16 protein-coding genes and 2 pseudogenes are annotated in these 16,853 nt (G+C 70.5%); 6 read left to right on the top strand and 12 right to left on the bottom strand.

Annotated features, from left to right (window positions below; all coding sequences use genetic code 11):
- Window positions 1-37: 37 nt before the first annotated feature.
- The 4 genes from OG714_RS47210 to OG714_RS47195 all read right to left on the bottom strand — a co-directional run bounded on the left by OG714_RS47210 (window position 38) and on the right by OG714_RS47195 (window position 8,742).
- Window positions 38-4,114, bottom strand: a complete 4,077-nt coding sequence (locus OG714_RS47210) for a beta-ketoacyl synthase N-terminal-like domain-containing protein (RefSeq protein ID WP_406130551.1) — start codon at window positions 4,112-4,114, stop codon at window positions 38-40.
- A complete protein-coding gene (locus OG714_RS47205) occupies window positions 4,111-5,913 on the bottom strand; it encodes a fatty acyl-AMP ligase (protein ID WP_406130549.1) in 1,803 nt (600 codons plus the stop codon). The genes OG714_RS47210 and OG714_RS47205 overlap by 4 nt, the downstream gene beginning before the upstream one ends.
- Before the next feature lie 66 nt (window positions 5,914-5,979).
- Complete coding sequence (locus OG714_RS47200) at window positions 5,980-7,611, bottom strand: acyl-CoA carboxylase subunit beta (protein ID WP_406130547.1); 1,632 nt, start codon at window positions 7,609-7,611, stop codon at window positions 5,980-5,982.
- An 819-nt stretch (window positions 7,612-8,430) separates the two neighbouring features.
- The gene (locus tag OG714_RS47195) at window positions 8,431-8,742 is read right to left on the bottom strand and encodes a hypothetical protein (protein WP_406130546.1); all 312 of its coding nucleotides are present in this window, start codon (window positions 8,740-8,742) and stop codon (window positions 8,431-8,433) included.
- A 56-nt stretch (window positions 8,743-8,798) separates the two neighbouring features.
- On the opposite strand from OG714_RS47195, the gene OG714_RS47190 reads away from it, so the two are divergent.
- Window positions 8,799-9,290, top strand: a complete 492-nt coding sequence (locus OG714_RS47190) for a tyrosine-type recombinase/integrase (RefSeq protein ID WP_406130544.1) — start codon at window positions 8,799-8,801, stop codon at window positions 9,288-9,290.
- A 263-nt stretch (window positions 9,291-9,553) separates the two neighbouring features.
- Here the strand turns inward: OG714_RS47190 and OG714_RS47185 are convergent.
- From OG714_RS47185 to OG714_RS47175, 3 genes and pseudogenes are all read right to left on the bottom strand, one after another.
- Window positions 9,554-10,186, bottom strand: a pseudogene (locus tag OG714_RS47185) (IS701 family transposase); the annotation flags it as partial.
- Window positions 10,123-10,584, bottom strand: a pseudogene (locus OG714_RS47180) (transposase); the annotation flags it as partial. The pseudogenes OG714_RS47180 and OG714_RS47185, both read right to left, overlap by 64 nt.
- Window positions 10,585-10,623: 39 nt before the next feature.
- Window positions 10,624-10,869: a hypothetical protein gene (locus OG714_RS47175; protein ID WP_406130542.1), complete on the bottom strand. Its 246-nt coding sequence runs from the start codon at window positions 10,867-10,869 to the stop codon at window positions 10,624-10,626.
- A 70-nt stretch (window positions 10,870-10,939) separates the two neighbouring features.
- Here OG714_RS47175 and OG714_RS47170 point away from each other — a divergent pair, with 70 nt between their 5' ends.
- Window positions 10,940-11,488, top strand: coding sequence for a hypothetical protein (locus OG714_RS47170; RefSeq protein ID WP_406132183.1), 549 nt, complete (start codon window positions 10,940-10,942; stop codon window positions 11,486-11,488).
- A gap of 65 nt (window positions 11,489-11,553) precedes the next feature.
- Here the strand turns inward: OG714_RS47170 and OG714_RS47165 are convergent, their stop codons facing one another.
- A complete protein-coding gene (locus tag OG714_RS47165; protein ID WP_406130541.1) occupies window positions 11,554-11,820 on the bottom strand; it encodes a hypothetical protein in 267 nt (88 codons plus the stop codon).
- Window positions 11,817-12,635 carry a SigB/SigF/SigG family RNA polymerase sigma factor gene (locus tag OG714_RS47160; RefSeq protein ID WP_406130539.1) on the bottom strand — a complete coding sequence of 273 codons (819 nt, stop codon included), beginning with the start codon at window positions 12,633-12,635 and terminating at the stop codon, window positions 11,817-11,819. The genes OG714_RS47165 and OG714_RS47160 overlap by 4 nt, the downstream gene beginning before the upstream one ends.
- Before the next feature lie 314 nt (window positions 12,636-12,949).
- Between OG714_RS47160 and OG714_RS47155 the strand changes: the two genes are divergently transcribed.
- Window positions 12,950-14,329: a diacylglycerol/lipid kinase family protein gene (locus OG714_RS47155; RefSeq protein WP_406130538.1), complete on the top strand. Its 1,380-nt coding sequence runs from the start codon at window positions 12,950-12,952 to the stop codon at window positions 14,327-14,329.
- 143 nt (window positions 14,330-14,472) lie between these two features.
- Here the strand turns inward: OG714_RS47155 and OG714_RS47150 are convergent, their stop codons facing one another.
- From OG714_RS47150 to OG714_RS47140, 3 genes are all read right to left on the bottom strand, one after another.
- A complete protein-coding gene (locus OG714_RS47150; protein WP_406130536.1) occupies window positions 14,473-14,832 on the bottom strand; it encodes an ANTAR domain-containing protein in 360 nt (119 codons plus the stop codon).
- Window positions 14,833-14,978: 146 nt separating this feature from the next.
- Complete coding sequence (locus OG714_RS47145; protein WP_406130534.1) at window positions 14,979-15,359, bottom strand: ANTAR domain-containing protein; 381 nt, start codon at window positions 15,357-15,359, stop codon at window positions 14,979-14,981.
- Window positions 15,360-15,440: 81 nt separating this feature from the next.
- Window positions 15,441-15,716 (bottom strand): hypothetical protein, encoded by a 276-nt coding sequence (locus tag OG714_RS47140; protein ID WP_406130533.1) that lies wholly within the window; start codon window positions 15,714-15,716, stop codon window positions 15,441-15,443.
- A gap of 380 nt (window positions 15,717-16,096) precedes the next feature.
- On the opposite strand from OG714_RS47140, the gene OG714_RS47135 reads away from it, so the two are divergent.
- The 3 genes from OG714_RS47135 (at window position 16,097) to OG714_RS47125 (ending at window position 16,838) form a co-directional block, all read left to right on the top strand.
- A complete protein-coding gene (locus OG714_RS47135; protein WP_406130531.1) occupies window positions 16,097-16,303 on the top strand; it encodes a hypothetical protein in 207 nt (68 codons plus the stop codon).
- 117 nt (window positions 16,304-16,420) lie between these two features.
- A complete protein-coding gene (locus OG714_RS47130) occupies window positions 16,421-16,603 on the top strand; it encodes a hydrophobic protein (RefSeq protein ID WP_406130529.1) in 183 nt (60 codons plus the stop codon).
- Between the two features lie 61 nt (window positions 16,604-16,664).
- Window positions 16,665-16,838 (top strand): CsbD family protein, encoded by a 174-nt coding sequence (locus OG714_RS47125; protein WP_406130528.1) that lies wholly within the window; start codon window positions 16,665-16,667, stop codon window positions 16,836-16,838.
- The last annotated feature ends 15 nt before the right edge of the window (window positions 16,839-16,853 follow it).

Below are 16,853 nucleotides of genomic sequence, written 5' to 3'. Positions count from 1 at the left end.
GCGGCTCCTTGTGAAGTGGCGGCGGGGAGTGGGGTGTTCAGCCGAGGACCCCGTTCAGGTGGTCGGCGATGGCCTGGGCGTGCGGCGGGTCGAGGAGCGACAGGTGGTGTCCGGGGATGCGCACGATCTCCAGGTCCGGGCACAACTCGTCCCAGCCGAGGGCCTCGTCCGTGCGCTCGTACGCCGGATCGCGCACGGTGTGCGGTGCGGGTTCGGTGGCGCGGTAGAGGATCACCCGGCCGTCGTAGGGACGCGGGGTGTGCGCCTCGCCGGTCCGCAGGTCGAGGTACGAGTCGCGCTGGTGGCGCAGGGCGGCGGGCGGGACGTCGGCGACCGCGTTCAGGGTCTCCAGTACCAGGTTGATGCGGGCCCGGTCGTCGAGCCCGGCCAACTCCGAGTAGGGCAGGTCCAGTTGTGCGCCGTAGGTGCGGGAGGCGTACGCGGCGAATCCCTCGAAGTGCTCCCGCGCCACGTCCCACGCGGTCCGTCCGGGCGGGCGGGGCAGCGGGCGTACGGCGTCGATGAGCACCACCGCGTCCGGGGGCCCGAACTCGGCGGCCAGCAGTCGGGCGGTCTCCTGAGCCACGAAACCGCCGAACGACCAACCGCCGATGCAGTAACCGCCGTCGGGCCACGCCTTGCGGATCGCCTCCGCGCACAGCCGCGCTTTCGCGGCGACGGTGTCCGCCTCCTCCACCCGGTCCAGTCCGTACACCGGCACCCCTGGGGCCAGCAGCCCGGCGAGCGGCCGGTAGACGTCCGGGGTGCCGCCGGCCGCGTGGGCCAGGATCAGTGGCGGGCGGTCGCCGCCCGGGCGCAGGGCACGCAGGGGGTACGGCATGCGCCGGTCGGCCGGGCTGGCGACGATCGGAGTGACCGGGGACTCCAACAGGCCGTGCTGCCAGTCGTGTTGGGCGACGCGGGTGATCGCGTCGGCGGCGGCCTGGACGGTGTCCGCCCGCATCAGGTCCCCTGTCGAGGGCGCGGCGCCGAACTCGCGCTCCACGGCCGCGCGCAGGCGGACGGCCATGAGCGAGTCGAGGCCGAGGTCGGTGAGCGGGGTGTCGGGGGTGATCCGCTCCGGCAAGTGGCCCGCTACGGCGGCGATATGACGGATGAGCCGCTCGGTGACAGTCCCATCGCCGGCCAACGAGAGTGTCATGGCGGGCGGTTCGGGACGTCTGCGCCCGCCACCGCCCACGACGGTCTGCTCGGTCGTCCACCAGTGGCGGGTGTGCCGCCAGGCCGGGAAGGGAACGTCGACCACCTCGCCGTGCGGATGGAGGAGGTCGGCCGGGAGGGAGTGGCCCGCGGTGTACAGGGCGGCCAGTTGGAGGCGGAAGGTGAGGGCGGGGTCGTTGCCTCGGCGCAGGGTCGGCAGGTGGAGGGCGTCGGGCAGGGTCTCGGTGAGGGCGTGCAGGAGCACGGGGTGCGGGGAGATCTCGATGAAGGCGGTGTGCCCGTCCGCCGCGGCGGCGGCCAGCGCACGGGCGAGCCGGACCGGGCGGCGCAGGTTCTCCGCCCAGTGCCCTGCGTCGAAGGTGCAGGGGTGGCCGGGGTCGTCGTGGACGGTGGAGTAGGCGCGGACGGTGCCGCCGGTCCGGCCCCCGATCCCGCCGAGGGCGCTGGTCAGTTCGGGCAGCAGCGGTTCGACCTGGGGTGAGTGTCCGGCGCCCCGGACGGGCATGGCACGGGCCGTTCGCCCCTGCGCGGTGAGGTACTCGACGAACCGCGCGACGGCGGCTGCCTCACCGGTGACGGTCTTCTGCCCGGGCGAGGAGTCCACGGCGAGGTACACACCCGGGAAGTCCCGCTCCAGGTCGCCGAGTTCGTCGTCGGTCAGGTCCACGACGGCCATCGACCCACCGCGCAACGTGGCGAGCAGCCGGGACCGTACGGCGATGACGCGCGCGCCGTCGGCCGGGTCGAGTGCCCCGGCGACGACGGCCGCCGCTACCTCGCCCATGGAGTGCCCGATGACGGCGGCAGGTTCCACGCCGTAGGAGCGCCAGAGTTCGGCGAGCGCCAACTGGGTTCCGTAGAGGAGGGGTTGGGCGATCTCCACATGTCGTAGGTCGTCGTCCGTGCAGTCGTCGAGCAGGTCGTACAGGGAGATGCCGCAGCCTGCCGCGAGCACCGGCTCCAGTTTCTCCACCGCGGCGGCGAACGCGGGCTCGCAGCCCAGGAGTTGGCGGCCCATCGCGGCCCACTGGGTGCCGTAGCCGGAGAAGACCCAGACCGGGCCGGGGCCGAGGCGGTTCCGGTCGCCGGTGCTGACGCGGGGGTGGGGGTGGCCGGCGGCCAGGGCACGGAGTGCGGTGGTGAGGCCGTCGCGGTCGTGGGCGACGACGGCCGCGCGGGCGGGGCCGCGGCCGGTGCGTCCGGCGAGTGTGCGGCCGATGTCGTGGATCCGGACGGCGCTCCCGGCAGGGGTGTCGAGCCAGTCGGCGAGTTCGGCGGCGGTGTGCCGGACGCGGGCCGGGTCCGCGTCGCCGAGTTGCAACAGGCCAGCGGACACAGAGGTGTTGAGGGCGCGTTCGGCGGAACGGCTGGGCTGCCACTCCTCCAGTACGGCGTGCGCGTTGGTGCCGCCGAAGCCGAAGGCGGATACCCCGGCGGTCGCGGTTCCGCCGTAGCGGGGCCAGGGTTCGGGTTCGGTGACCACCCGCAGCCGCTCGTCGTCCAGGGCGGGCCGGGCGCAGTGCAGTGAGCCGGGGATGATGCCGTGGTGGAGTGCGAGGACGGCTTTGACCAGGCCCGCGACACCGGCTGCTGCCTCCAGGTGGCCGAGGTTGCTCTTGACCGAGCCGAGTAGCAGCGGCTGGTCCGGGTGGCGTTCGCGGCCCAGGACGTCGGCGAGCGCGCCCGCTTCGATGGGGTCGCCGAGGGGCGTGCCGGTGCCGTGCGCCTCGACGTAGTCGACGGTTGCCGGATCGAGGCCCGCTCGCGCGTAGGCCGTTTCCAGGAGGGCGCGTTGGGCTGCCGGGCTGGGTGCCATGAGGCCGTTGGAGCGGCCGTCGGAGTTGACGGTGGTGGCCGTGATGACGGCGAGGACCCGGTCGCCGTCGCGCAGCGCGTCGCTGAACCTCTTGAGCACCACCACCGCGCAGCCCTCGGCGCGGCCGATGCCGTCGGCGGACTGGGAGAACGGTTTGCACCGGCCGTCGGGCGCCAGGGCCCCGGCACGCCCGAACGCGACGGTGACGGCCGGCGAGAGCAGCATGTTGGCACCGGCGGCGAGCGCCGTGTCGCACTCGCCGCCGCGCAAGGCGGTGCAGGCCTGGTGGACGGCGACGAGGGAGGACGAGCAGGCGGTGTCGACGGCGACGCTCGGGCCGCGCAGGTCGTACACGTAACTGAGCCTGCCCGCCGCGACCGAGGTGGCTGCTCCGGTGGTCGCCCAGGGGTCGACGGTCGCCGGGTCGGCGGCGGTGAGGTGACCGTAGTCGTGGGCCGAGATGCCGACGAAGACGCCGGTGGCGGTCCCGGCCAGGGAGGCGGCGGGGATGGCCGCGTGGTCGAGGGCCTCCTGGGCGACCTCCAGCAGCATGCGCTGCTGCGGGTCCATCGCGTCGGCCTCGCGCGGGGAGATGCGGAAGAAGGTGGAGTCGAACCCGGTGAGGGTCGCATCGTCGAGGTATCCGCCCCACGGGTTGGCGTCCGCCGGGGCCTCGGTGACGAAGTCCCGCCACCGTCCCTCGGGCACCCGGCCGATGGCGTCGGTGCCCTCGACGAGGAGCCGCCAGTAGTCACCGGGTCCGCGCACCCCGCCGGGGAGGCGGCAGCCGACGCCGACCACGGCGACCGGTTCGTCGTCGTCGACGGCGATCTCCCGGGGGACGAACGCGCTCTCCGGAACGGGTTCCAGGCTCCCGCCGAGCAGAGCGACCAGACCGTCGACGGTCGACGTCTCCCACAGCAGGGTCGCGGGCAGTTCCCGGCCGAGCGCGCGGGAGAGTTCCGCGGCGATCGCGACCGCGTCGCGGGAGGACATCCCGAGCTCCGCCAGCGGCCGGTCGGCGGCGATGTCGGCGCCGGGTACCCCGGACCAGTGGGCGATCCGTTCCACGACCAGGCGTCGCAGGTCGGCGGAGTCGGCCGGGGCCGGGCTCATTCCGCGCCTCGCTCGGGGCGGTCGTAGGAGCCGTCGAGGTACTGCGCGCGGGTCAGTGTGCGGGAGATCTTGCCGCTGGTCGTGCGGGGCACTGTGCCGGGTGGGAGGAGCAGCACGTCGGCCAGTCGCAGGCCGTGCCGGGCGGAGACGGCGGCGCGCACGGCGGCGGCGACTTCCTTGTGGTCGCGGGCGGGTGGGTCCAGACCGCGAACATGCTCCGCGACGATCACGGCGCCCTCCGCCGCGATGGTGGCCCCGGCGCCGGGGACGTGCCCGGCGGGCACCGCGAAGGCGGCCAGGCGGTCGGGGCGTATCGCCAGGTGGGCGGCCTGTGCGGTGTTCTCGATGTCCTGCGGGTAGTGGTTGCGTCCGTCGACGATGATCAGGTCCTTCAGGCGCCCGGTGACCAGGAGTTGACCGTCGAGCACCGTGCCGAGGTCGCCGGTGCGCAGCCAGTGGCCGGGGGTGTGCGCGAGTCGGGCTTGGAAGGTCCTGCGGGTCTGCGGTCCGTGCTCCAGGTAGCCACGCGCGATGTTGGGTCCCTGCACCCAGATCTCGCCCACCTCCCCCGCGGGCAGGACGGTGGCGGTGGCGGGGTCGACGATGCGCACCGCCTGCCCGACGGGTTCACCGCAAGCGGCGAGCAGAACGGCGGCGGGATCACCGGGCGGGACGGGCAGGGCCTTGCCGGCCGCCAGCGCCTCGCGGTCCAGGGCGTATCGGCGCAACGGCTGTCCGGGCCGATGGGCGCTGACGAAGACGGTGGCTTCGGCGAGCCCGTAGGACGGGCAGTGCACGTCGGCCGGAAGTCCGTGCCCGGCGAAGGCGTCGCCGAAGCGGTCGGCGGTCTCGGGGCGTACCGGTTCGCTGCCGTTGACGAGCGCGGCGACCCGGTCCAGCCGGAGCCCGGCCTTGTCCTTCTCGGCGACGACGGCCGCGCAGTAGTCGTACGCGAAGTTCGGTGCGGCGCTGAGGACGTTGGGGTGCTCGGACAGCAAGTGCAGCCAGCGGGCGGGCCGTTGGAGGAAGGCGAGGGGATCCATCAGGACGGACAGCAGTCCGCGTACGACGGGAGCGGCGACGCTGAGCACCAGTCCCATGTCGTGGTACAGCGGCAGCCAGCCGACCATGGTGAGGCGGCGGTCGTCGGCGCCGTACGCGGTGAGCGCCTGGCAGGCGTTGGCGACGACGTTCGCGTGCGAGATCTCAACGCCGGTGGGGAACCGGGTCGATCCGGAGCTGTACTGGAGATAGGCGGTCGACTGCTCGTCCAGAGCGGGCGGTTGCCATGCGTCGGCCTGGTCGTCGGACACGAAGTCGGTGACGATCAGACGATGGCGCAGGCCGTGCGCGTCCAGGAACGTGCCTACGGTCTCGGCCGCGGCGCTGGTGGTGAGGACGGCCGAGGGCTGCGCGTCGTCCAGGACTCCGGCCAGACGGTCGCCGTGTCCGGGCAGGTCGGGGGTGAACATGGGCACTGCGACGGCGCCGGCGGTCAGCGCGGCGAGGAAGCCGATGACGTATTCGGTGCCCTGGGGACAGAGAACGGCGACGCGCTCCCCGGGAGCCACGGTGTCCGCGAGCCGGGCGGCGACCGCCCGGGTCCGTACGTCGACGCGCTGCCAGGTGAGGGTGCGGTGGCTGCCCCGTAACCCGGAGGAGGCGTGGTCGACGAAGGTGAACGCGGGCCGGATGGGGGCGTGTTGGGCCCAGTGTGCGAGATAGGCGGGGAGCGTGGTCGGGCGGTCCGGTGCTGCCGAGGTTGTGCCGGGGGCGTGCGGAAGGGCGCGCGCGGGCATGGGGGAACTCCTCACGTCACAGGTGGGGTCCGCGTCCGGAGTGATGCGGTCAGGACTTCGCTTCACTCACAGCGGGATGTTGCCGTGCCGCCGGTCGGGGACGGCGGCTCGTTTGGTGCGCAGTGTGTGCAGGGCCCGGGTGATGTGCGCCCGGGTGGCGCTCGGCGCGATGACGGCGTCGATGTAGCCACGTGCGGCGGCCGCGTAGGGGGTGGCCCAGGCGGTGTCGTACTCCGCTACGAGCTTCGCCCTCAGGTCCGCCGCGGTCCGCTCGCCGACCGCGGCCGCCGCGGCGAGTTCACGCCGGTGCAGGACGGTGACCGCGCCCTCGGACCCCATCACGGCGATCCTGGCGGTGGGCCAGGCGAGGTTGACGTCGGCGCCCAGGTGTTTGGAGCCCATGACGGCGTATCCGCCGCCGTAGGCCTTGCGGACCACGACGGTGACCTTCGGCACGGTGGCCTCGGCGTAGGCGTACAGCAGTTTGGCGCCGCGCCGGATGATCCCGGTCTGCTCCTGCTGGGTGCCCGAGAGGTAGCCGGGCACGTCGGCGAAGGTCAGCAACGGGATACCGAACGCGTCGCAGAACCGCACGAAACGCGCGGCCTTCTCGGAGGCGTCGATGTCGAGCGCACCGGCGCTGTGCATGGGCTGATTGGCGACGACACCGACGGAACGGCCCTCGATCCGGGCCAGCGCGCAGAGGATGTTGGGCGCGAACAGCTCGTGCACCTGGAGCAGTTCACCGTCGTCGACGACCGTGCGCAGGATCTCGCGCATGTCGTACGCCGTCTCGGGCCGGTCGGGGATGAGACCGTCCAGGCGCAGGTCGTCGGGGGTGGGGTCGAGGGTGCGGGGTGTGAAGGCGTACTCGGGCGGGCTGTCGCGGTTGTTCGCCGGCAGGTAGCCGAGCAGGACCCGGACGAGGTCCAGGGCGTCGTCCTCGTCCTCGGCGAGGAAATGGGCGTTGCCGTTCCCGGAGTTGCTGGCGCGGGCGCCGCCCAGTTCCTCGGCCGTCGTACGCTCCCCCGTAACGGCCTCGATGACGTCCGGCCCGGTGACGAACATGTGTGAGGTGCCGTCGACCATCACGGTGAAGTCGGTCATGGCCGGCGAATAGGCGGCACCGCCCGCGCACGGGCCCATGATCACGGAGATCTGCGGGATGACACCCGAGGCCTGGACGTTGCGGTGGGCCAGTTCGGCGTAGCGGGCGAGCGAGGAGACGCCCTCCTGGATGCGGGCGCCGCCGGAGTCGTTGAGGCCGATGACCGGGCAGCCGATCTTCAGAGCGAGGTCCATCGTGGCGACGACCTTCTCCCCGCACGCCTCGCCCATGCTGCCGCCGTACACGGTCGCGTCCTGCGCGAAGACACACACCTGACGCCCGCCGACGGTGCCGGAGCCGGTGACCACGCCGTCGCCGTACGCCGCGTCGTCGGTACCGCTGCGGGCGCGTACCAACGCGCCGGTCTCGACGAAGGAACCCTGGTCCAGCAACCGCGCGACGCGTTCACGGGCCGTGAGCCGGCCACGGGCCGTCTGCCGTGCGACGGCCGACGCGGAGCCACCCGCCAGGGCCTGCCGATGCCGGACGGAGAGATCCGCGAGCCGTGCCGCCGTGCTTCGTGCAGCGGGCGCAGGCTCAGACGCAGGCACTCCCAGGGTTTCCGCAGTCGAGGTCACAGCCACCTCCATCGGGGCTTGTGAGCATGGCAGTTGAGCGGGGCGCGGTCTGCCTTTCCGCTGGCAATGTGAAGTTGTTGAGTGGCCTGGGGCTCGCGTTCATAGGTGGACTACAAGCGGACGGCGGTGATCGCGTCCGCGGGAGTGGTACGCCGACGACAATTCGGTGATCTCGTGGTAAGGCCCTGCGGTGAGTTCCGTGGACAGGACCGTGTCTTCGGTGAATTGGTCAGGTGGCGGCCGACCCGGCCTTCTACTGTGCTCAGCCTCGCCGGACCGCAGACCGCAGACCGCAGGGGCGCAGGGGCGCAGAGCAGCCCCCGGGCAGCCAGGCACGCCCATGAGCGTCCCAGCTCGTGACCTTCGCTCCCACAAGGTCGATACTTTCCACAGGGGTGCCCCCGCCGGAACCCGCTTGCGACCGCCACGGACTACCGAGATCGATATCCGACATATTCCTCTCTGACCAGCAAAGACATCGGTCGGAAAGGTATCTGCCAGTCTCGCCAGGAGGTACCCATGAAGATGCTCATCAACGTCTTGTAGTTTGGTGCGGCCGCAGGTCAGGGCCACGCTAAGGGGCCGTTGGTCAGCAAACGCTTCTTCAAGAACTTCGAGTGCTCCCGCCAGAGCCGATGCCCCCACCCGTACGCCATTCGCTATCGCGACGCAACAGGCCGTCAGTGCGAGGAAACGGGATACGCGAACCAGACAGCCGCACTCGACCGGCTGAACAAGGTCTACGACGAAAAACGCAACACCCCGCGCCACAAGGCTGACCTCAAGCGCGAGATCGGGAAACAACGCTTCGGCGAGTACGCCTCCACTTGGCTACCCCAGCAGCGTCACTACGTCCCGGGCAGCGTCCGCTCGGTCAACCAGGTCCTCCACTGCCAGGTCCTCCCGGTCCTGGAATCCCGCCGGATGAACACGTTCGCATCGACCGTGATCGAAGACTTCATCATGTCGATGGAGGAACGTTCCGTCGGACTGGCCACACAGCAGAACGCCTTCGACACCCTCAAAAAGATCCTTCTCGATGCCTATCGTCGTGACGGAATCACCGAGAACCCTCTGGGCGGGGTCATCCCACCCGAGTACATCCCTCGCAAGATCACCATCCCGACGCTGGACGAGACCCACGCCCGCAAGGCTGCCGGAAGTGACGAACTGGTCCTCCTGATCGGCCAGATGTCCGGTTGCGGACTCCGGAACGGAGAGGCCTATGTCACCCATCCCGATCGGATGGTCGCGGACGACGTCTATCGGATCACCGAGCAGATCGACGGACGGACACGGCAGCCAGCACGTCTGAAGCATCGCAAGCCCGGCGAATTCCGCGAATCCCCGATGCCCTGGACCGTCCGCGAGTCGGTCCTCCGATTCGAGAGGAGCCACGGCGTTGGCGCGAACGGATACTTCTCCGGACGCAGCGTGCGGATCACTGGGCACACACGACGCTCAACTACCAGTGGGAGGTGGCGAAGAAGAGGGCGGGCATCACGAAGCGGCTCACTCCTTACTCCTTGCGTCACTTCTTCGCGTCCAACTGCCTGTCCAATGGGATACCCATCACGGACGTGGCGGAGTGGATGGGACACAGGAATATCAACATGACCTTCAAGATCTACCGCCACCTCATGCCGGCGTCGGTCGGTCGAACTGCGCGACTTCTCAACGAGGGTCCATAAGGCAAAAAAAGGGCCGCGTGAATCGCCCGGTCCTTCACGCCACCTTCTGTTGTCGCGCCCATAGCTCAAGATCCGTGATCTTGAACTTCAACTTACCGCCGAAGTAGTTCCGCGGAATGCCATTGCGTTGGGGCTCTTCGATACATCCAACGGTCAGCCCGGATCCACCGGCTTGATGCCGGTGGATGGTTCACCCAGAAACGAAGAAGTGCCTTGCGACCTGCGATGATGGGGTTTTCTAGGACTCCAGCTGTAGATAACGATCATCTTCTGCTCGCGGCTTGACGGCTGTAGTGGCTGGCCCGGGAACGGGCTTGATGACGCCGTCGCCAGTGGGACCAGCGGAGCCAGTGGTCTGCCTCGTGAACAGGCCGGCCAACCAGGGTGATGAAGAGTCTCTGGATTTCGTTGCAGGTCAACGGGATCAGGTCGACGGGGCTGGGGCGGAGACGGTGCTCGTCGGCGCGGACGACGGCCAGGAAGGCGTGGGCGAGCATGGCGAGGGTGACCCAGCGGGACCAGGACGTGTAGCGGCGGAGCCGGTGCTCGTCCAGTCCGGCCAGACCCTTTCCCGACTGGAACGTCTCCTCGACCCTCCACCTGGATCCCGCGACCCGCACCAGGACGGTCAGGGGTACCGGCCCGGGTGAGTAGCAGCGGTAGCAGGCGAGTTCGCTAGTGGTGCGGTTGCGGCGGATCAGCAGGTGGCGGTGGCCTGGCGTGGTGCTGGGCAGGTCGATGTGGGCCCAGTCGTAGAAGCGGTGTCCTTTGGCTCCGGCTCCGGCGGACAGCTTCTGCCAGGCCCTCTTGGGGAGCTCCTTGGCCAGGATGTCCGCGCGGAACTTCCCGGCCCCGGTGGTGACCTCGTGGGTGCGGGCGACCGCGAGCACGTATCCGGTAGCGCGTCCTCCAGGGCGGCACGCAGTGTGGGGTTGCCGCCGTAGACCTCGTCCCCTGCCACCCAGGGTTTCTGGTGGCCGGAGTCCAGGAATCGCGTGATCATGCGGGCGGCCAATTCGGGCTTGGTGGCGAACGCGGTGTCCGGGTCGAGTCCGGTGGCCCGACAGCAGTCGGGTTGGTCGGTCCACGAGCGCGGGATGTGCAGCTCGCGGTCCAGTGCGGCATGTCCGCGCCGACCTGCGTAGGCGAGGTAGACGGCGACTCGGGCGTTTTCGATTCTGCCCGCGGTGCCGGTGTACTGGCGCTGGACGCCGACGGTGTGGCTGCCCTTCTTCACGTCGCCGGTCTCGTCGACCACGAGCACCGCCCGGTCATCGTGCAGGTGCTCAACCACGTAGTCACGCAGGTCGTCACGGACGGCATCGGCGTCCCACTAGGCACGGCTCAGCAGGTGCTGCATGGCGTCGGGAGTCGCCTCGCCGGCCCATTCGGCGATGGTCCAGCAATTCTTCCGAGGCAGGTCCGCGAGCAGTCCCAGGACCAGGTGCCGTATTCGCCGTCGGGGTTCGACCCGGGCGAACCGGCCCGCGATGCGGTCCATCAGACCCTCGAACGCTTCCTGCCAGGGGGCAGCGTCTACGCTGTGACCTGCGGCCACCGCGTGATCGTTTGTCTTCACACACCGATGATCAACGGTGGCCGCACCTGCCAGCGCCAGCAGGGAGGCACGGCTCGTCGAAGGAGACACAGTGCTGGGATTGCTGGGCTTCTACGACGAACTCGACACCCCCTCCGGCCAGCCGAACGGATCGATCCGCGACGCCGTCCGGTCCGTCGGCGAGCCGGACGAGGCGGACCTGGTGGCCTACCTGGACGCCGGCCACGTCCTGATCGAAGTCATGGAAGCGGGCCACGACGTCATCATCGGCAGCACCCACCGACACTCTCCGGGATGCTCGTCACTGGTGACCGACGGCACCTGGTTGTGGCGCCAGGACTTCCCGCACTACGTGGAAACGCACCATGTTTCGCTGCCCGGCGCGTTCATCGAACACGTCCGCAGCCTGAACTACCGGATGCCCACCATCGCCGTCGCGCAGTTCGCTCCGCACTACGACGAGACCATGCCCTTGGTCGGCTGGGCCTCGGCCGTCCCGTGGCGATCGACTGCGACCACGCTCGTACCTGAACCACGAGCAGTGACCAGCAAAGCCCAGTTCGACGCGGCGATGATGGCCCACGACCGGAACCGGCCGCAAGGCAGCTGGGGCAAGCGGCGTAAGCCACGAAAAGCATAGGCACCAGCAGTTCAAGAGCGATCTACAGCTGGAGTACTAGGAAGCTGCCGTGCTGGTCGTAGCTATCAACGACTGGCTGTGACCAGCGCTCTCACAACACGTCCAACTCCGAGACGCAGTAGTTCGAGCGCGGGGGTGGGCCGTGAACGGGCCAGGGTCGCTCGGGAGCCCCGCCACAGCGCCATACGGCCGAAGCCGACGACCAGCGCCCACAGCACCGTTTTCCCCAAGGGCCGCGCCGCGACCTGGGCCAGTGCGCCGATGAGCACGTACACCACGCCTCGCGCGGCAAAGCCCGCCCGGCTTCGCCCGCGGACTCTGGACGTTGTCACGGTGCCGTCCTCTGCTCGTGGGTGTCGGCCATCATCTGGTGGCGCAGGCGGGCGCAGGTGCGGATGATCAGTCGGGAGACGTACATCTGGGAGATGCCGAGTTGCAGGGCGATGCGGCTCTGTGTCATCTCGCAGAAGAACCTCATGTAGAGGATGTGCCGTTCGCGTTCGGGCAGGGCCCGCAGCAGGGGGCGGAGTGCCTCGCGGTTGACGATCCGGTCGAAGCCGGGCTCCATGTCGCCGAGGGTCTCGGTCAGCGGGTGGCTGTGCTCGGTGCGGCCGGGCACGGTGTCCAGGGCCAGGGCGGCGAAGCTCGCCGGCGCGCCCTGGCCCAGCCGTACCTCCGCCTCGGTCAGGCCGGTGTGCGCGGCGATCTCCGGGACGGAGGGTTCGCGGCCTCCCGGCGCACCGCACTCCTGGGCGGCGAAGCGGACCTGGATGCGTAGGTCCTGTACGTGTCGCGGCACGTGCACGATCCAGAGGCTGTCGCGGAAGTGCCGTCTCACCTCGCCGAGGATCGTCGGTATGGCATAGCTCGGGAAGGCGGTGCCGCGACTCGGGTCGAACCGGAACACGGCTTTGACCAGGCCCAGTTGGGCGACCTGTTTGAGGTCGTCGAAGGTCTCGCCGCGATGACGGAAGCGCCGGGCCAGCCGTACGGCCATCGGCATCCAGGCGCACACCACCTCCTGGCGCAGCGCGGACCTCTCCGGACCGTCCGGGAGGGTGGCGATACGGCGGAACGCGGCGTCGGTGTCCGGGGCGTCGTCGTAGGTGCGTGCGCTGCGGCGGCTCTGCGTGCGGGGGTACGGCATGGGCGCGTGTCTCCCTGATCGGTGGAGTCGCTCACCGTGGGAGTCGGCAGACCTCAGCACGCGGGGAAGCAGCGAGAACTGCTCCCACGGGCGTGCCTCCGGTCCGAAGCACACCGGACGGCTTCCCGCACAGCCCGCTCTCAAACAGGCGGCGGCGGACGCCCGGTGGAGCCCGCGTGGCTTCTGCCGAAAGCCCCGCGCTGCCGGGGACCGCGGGGACCCCCATCGTCAACGGGCAATACGGAGTGGGGCGTTGGTTGATTCCTGTGGGCGGGCAATCGCGTGGTCGTTACCTCTGCGGGTACGCAGTCGGAATGAAACACCTCCGCGGTATCGACGCACGGCCCTTCGCGCGCGTCGCCTCGGCCCACCCCCTGCTTCCTTGGCTGGCCGGCGCGGCCGTCATGGGCCTGTCCGGCAACCGCGGCGCGCGCCGTGCCGCCCTGCGCGGTACCGGCTCGCTGGCTCTGGCCTCCGCCGCGGTCGGCATCGCCGCCAAGTCGGCCGCCGGCCAACGGTTTCTGCCTCGGCCCGCCGCCGCGACGTTGCCGTCCGGGCATACGGCCGCCGTTGCCGCGTTCGCCACTGCCGTCACGCTGGAGTCGCCCTGGCTGGGGGCGGCACTCATCCCCCTCACCGCGACAGCCGCCGTCCTTCGCGCCCGGCACGGCATACGCGCGCCCGGTGAGATGCTCGCCGGTGCCGCGCTCGGGGTCGGTGTCGCGGCGGCGACCTGCCGTTGGTGGCCGGTCCATGTGGACGAGCCCGCGGACACCGCCCGGCCGAACATCTCCGTCCCCGCGCTTCCCGCGGGACTGGGGCTGATCGCGGTCGTCAACAGCGATGCCGGCGGTGACACCCCGGCCGAGGCCGAGCTACGGATCCTCCTGCCCATGGCGGACCTACGGCTCTGCGCGAGTGGCGTCGACCTGCACCTGGTGCTCGACCAGGCCGCCAAGGACGTACTCGCCCACGGTGGCGCACTCGGCGTCGCCGGTGGCGACGGGACGGTCAACGCGGCAGCCGTCCGGGCCACCGAGAGCGGACTGCCTCTGGCCGTGTTCCCCACCGGCACCCTCAACCACTTCGCCGCCGACCTGGGACTCGCGACTCTGCAGTCCACCGCCGACGCCGTGGAAGCGGGTCGCGGCGGAGCCGTCGACCTCGGCCGGGTCACCTCCTCGGACGGGACCGCCACGTACTTCCTCAACACCTTCAGCATCGGCGTCTACCCCGAGCTCGTCCGCGCCCGGGAAGCCCGCGAGAGGCGCCTGGGCAAGTGGCCCGCCCTGTGCGTCGGCCTGCTCCGGGTGCTCGCCGACGGCGCGCCCCGCAAAGTCGTCATCGACGGGCGACGTCGGCAGCTGTGGCTGCTCTTCGCCGGCAACAGCCGTTACGACCCGCCCGGCTTCGCGCCCTCCTACCGCCGCAGTCTCAACGACGGCCTCCTCGACATCCGCACCGTGGACGGCAGCCACCCCTTCGCCCGCACCCGTCTCGTCGCCGCCTTCCTCACCGGCACCCTCGCCCGCTCCCGCGTCTACCGGGCCACCATGGTCACCCGGCTGCGCATCGACGGAATGGGCGACGACGAGGACTACACCCGTGACGGCGAGGTGAGCCCGGCCTCCGACACCCTCCACCTCTCCAAAGTGACGCATGCGCTCACGGTCTACCTGCCACCACCGCGGTGACTCGGGGGAGGGGCCGGGCCGGTGTTTGAGTTCCATGAGGTGGGCTACCCAACAGAGGCGTCCAACGGCCGTGCTGGACGAAGGCACCGGTGAGTTGAGCTCACAGCTCCCGGTGCCGCCCGCCTACTGGGGACACAGACCCTTCACCGCCGGACTTCCGTACGAAGGCGCCGCAGCGCCCGGCGCAGTTCCTGTTGTATGGGTGCCGGGAGCGTCTCGTCGTTCGTCGTGGCGACCAGCACCGCGGCCACGTCCCGGAGTTTGACGTTGCAGTGCTGCGACACCTCCACCAGCAGGCCCCAGGCCCTGTGACTAGAACACGGCGCCAGGGCCATCACCATGCCGCGCGCCTGGTCGATCACCGCACGGCTTACCAGCGCCCGCTCCAACTGCTCATTCCTGGCTCGTAGTTGGAGGACCTCGATGGCCAGCGCCTCGCCCTCCGTCGACGTCACAGCCGTCGGCAGAGGCTGTTCTTCGCGGGGCGTGGTCACTTGGCGCATGGCGCGTACCTCACAACGCAGTCCTCACAACGCAGTCGTCGTGCCCATGAGTCGTGCCCATGAACGGTCAGCGGCGGGCCAGTTGCCGTTCGCCGGCCGCACCGGGCCGGCGGGGCAGTCCGGTCCGTACCGTCGCCTCGGCCGGCTCATCCGACGGTTGGTGCGTCGCACCCTCGGTCTTCCGCGTAGAGCCGCCGCAACGCGTGCCGCAGCGCGCGCCGCATCAGCCGCGAGAGCGGCTCCCCCTCCCAGGCAGCGACCACGGCGGCTGCCACGTCCGGAAGTTGGGCATTGCACTGCCGCGCGACGTCCACCAGCAGGCTCCTGGCCGGCCCGCGGCGACAGGGGGCCAGGACCATCACCATGCCGCACGCCTGGTCGACGACCGCCCGGCGGGCCAGCACGCGACGGAGCTGATCGTTCTCGGCACGCAGCGCCACGACATCCTGGCCCGCCGGGCCCTCCTCCACTGAGGTTTCGGCCCTCGGACTCCACCAGTCCTTCGGAAGGAAGGCTGTGCGGTGCATGGCATCTGCCTCTCCACGGTTTCCGCGCGTCCGGTGGGCGAAAGCCGTCCCGGAACCTCTGGATGTCGGGCCGTTCATCGCTCACCCACGGCGTTCACGGTCCCTGCGGTCCTCGCGCCTCCAGCGGGCCCGGTGCCGACGGCTGTAGCGGCGGTCCCAGCGGTCCTGCCGATCCCGGCGGTTCTCGTAATCCCGGTACTCCCCGAGATCGGAACCGTCACGACGGATCCAGCCGCCGCCACCGCGGCCATGCCGGGTGGCGGCGAAGACCAACACGGCCGCGGCCACCCACCAAAGGGGATTGAGGAAGCCGAGGCCGAACACGACCACGATGAGGGTGAGAAGCAGAACGAACACGGCGGGCCTCCCCGGGGTGGAACAACGCGTCACTGCCGGGGACCGGGGCCTGTCTCAACAGCGTAGCTCTGCCCAGAGGTTGCGGACAGCGACCCGTGTAACGGTCTGCCACCCGGAACGAATGGCCACTTGACGCCTGTCGCGGGAGTGCGGCGAGGGGCTACCGTGCGTGCTACGGCCCGAGCCCCCGGCAGCGTCGCTCACGTCTCGCGCCCCTTCGGGGGCGTATCTCGCGCATCGGTGCCGGGACCCGTCCCGCCCCCACGGGCCGCTCCCGCACCCGCCGTCGCCACCGGATCCCGGCGCGGCATCGATGCGCCCCGGGCGGGCACCTCTCCGTTGTCCGCCGCCTCGCACGCACACCACCGCAGGCGGCACACATGTACGCCCTGATCCTTCCGGCATCGACCCCCTTCGTCCTCCTCGCCACCGTGCTGGGCCTGTCCTGGTGGGAGGACCGCATCCTGCCGACACCAGAGCCGGTCGAAGCCCTCATCGAGGATCTGTTGGCCCCGGCGGCCCCTGCCCAGCTCCCTGAACTCCCCCGTATCGAGACCGCGTTGACACGGGAAGCCGCCGGGCGTTGACTGACGGTACGGTGCAGGACCGTGCCGCTCCGGATCGTTCGGGCGGCATCCCACCTCCCCCGCTTCGCCCGGCCCCCGCGGAACTCAGGAACTTCCCCGCGACCCGGAGGCCCGGCAATGATCCTGTGGATCCTTCTCTTTCTGCTGATCCTGGTGGTGTTCGGGCTCGGCTTCACCACACAGGCCCTGTGGTGGGTCGCCGCCGTACTCCTGGTCGTCTGGATCTTCGGCTTCGCGAGGCGCGGGCGCGGCGGAGGCAGACGTCGCGGTGGCCGCCGGTACAGCCGCAGCCGCGGGTAGTCCACACCGGCGCGCTCTTCCGCCCGCGGGAGCCCATCCAGTACATGAGCAGAGGACAGTCATGAGCATCGGACAGACCATCAAGCACCGGACCCAGGCGTTCAAGGGCCGGGTCACCGAACGCATCGGCCGCACCACCCGCAACAGGCGACTGCAGCGGCACGGCAGGACCGTCCGGATCTCCGGAAACCTGAAGCAGGTCGGCGACAAGGCCAAGAACGCCTTCAAGCACTGACCGGCACTGCCCCGG

The sequence above is a fragment of the Streptomyces sp. NBC_00989 genome (assembly GCF_045162655.1).
Taxonomy (GTDB): domain Bacteria; phylum Actinomycetota; class Actinomycetes; order Streptomycetales; family Streptomycetaceae; genus Streptomyces.
This window is presented reverse-complemented; position numbering and strand designations above follow the sequence as displayed.

Coding starts and splice junctions, on each gene's coding strand:
- OG714_RS47135 (WP_406130531.1), top strand. CDS start 16,097: ATGTACGCCCTGATCCTTCCGGCATCGACCCCCTTCGTCCTCCTCGCC.
- OG714_RS47160 (WP_406130539.1), bottom strand. CDS start 12,635: ATGCCGTACCCCCGCACGCAGAGCCGCCGCAGCGCACGCACCTACGAC.
- OG714_RS47155 (WP_406130538.1), top strand. CDS start 12,950: ATGAAACACCTCCGCGGTATCGACGCACGGCCCTTCGCGCGCGTCGCC.
- OG714_RS47125 (WP_406130528.1), top strand. CDS start 16,665: ATGAGCATCGGACAGACCATCAAGCACCGGACCCAGGCGTTCAAGGGC.
- OG714_RS47210 (WP_406130551.1), bottom strand. CDS start 4,114: ATGAGCCCGGCCCCGGCCGACTCCGCCGACCTGCGACGCCTGGTCGTG.
- OG714_RS47145 (WP_406130534.1), bottom strand. CDS start 15,359: ATGCACCGCACAGCCTTCCTTCCGAAGGACTGGTGGAGTCCGAGGGCC.
- OG714_RS47150 (WP_406130536.1), bottom strand. CDS start 14,832: ATGCGCCAAGTGACCACGCCCCGCGAAGAACAGCCTCTGCCGACGGCT.
- OG714_RS47200 (WP_406130547.1), bottom strand. CDS start 7,611: ATGGAGGTGGCTGTGACCTCGACTGCGGAAACCCTGGGAGTGCCTGCG.
- OG714_RS47205 (WP_406130549.1), bottom strand. CDS start 5,913: ATGCCCGCGCGCGCCCTTCCGCACGCCCCCGGCACAACCTCGGCAGCA.
- OG714_RS47130 (WP_406130529.1), top strand. CDS start 16,421: ATGATCCTGTGGATCCTTCTCTTTCTGCTGATCCTGGTGGTGTTCGGG.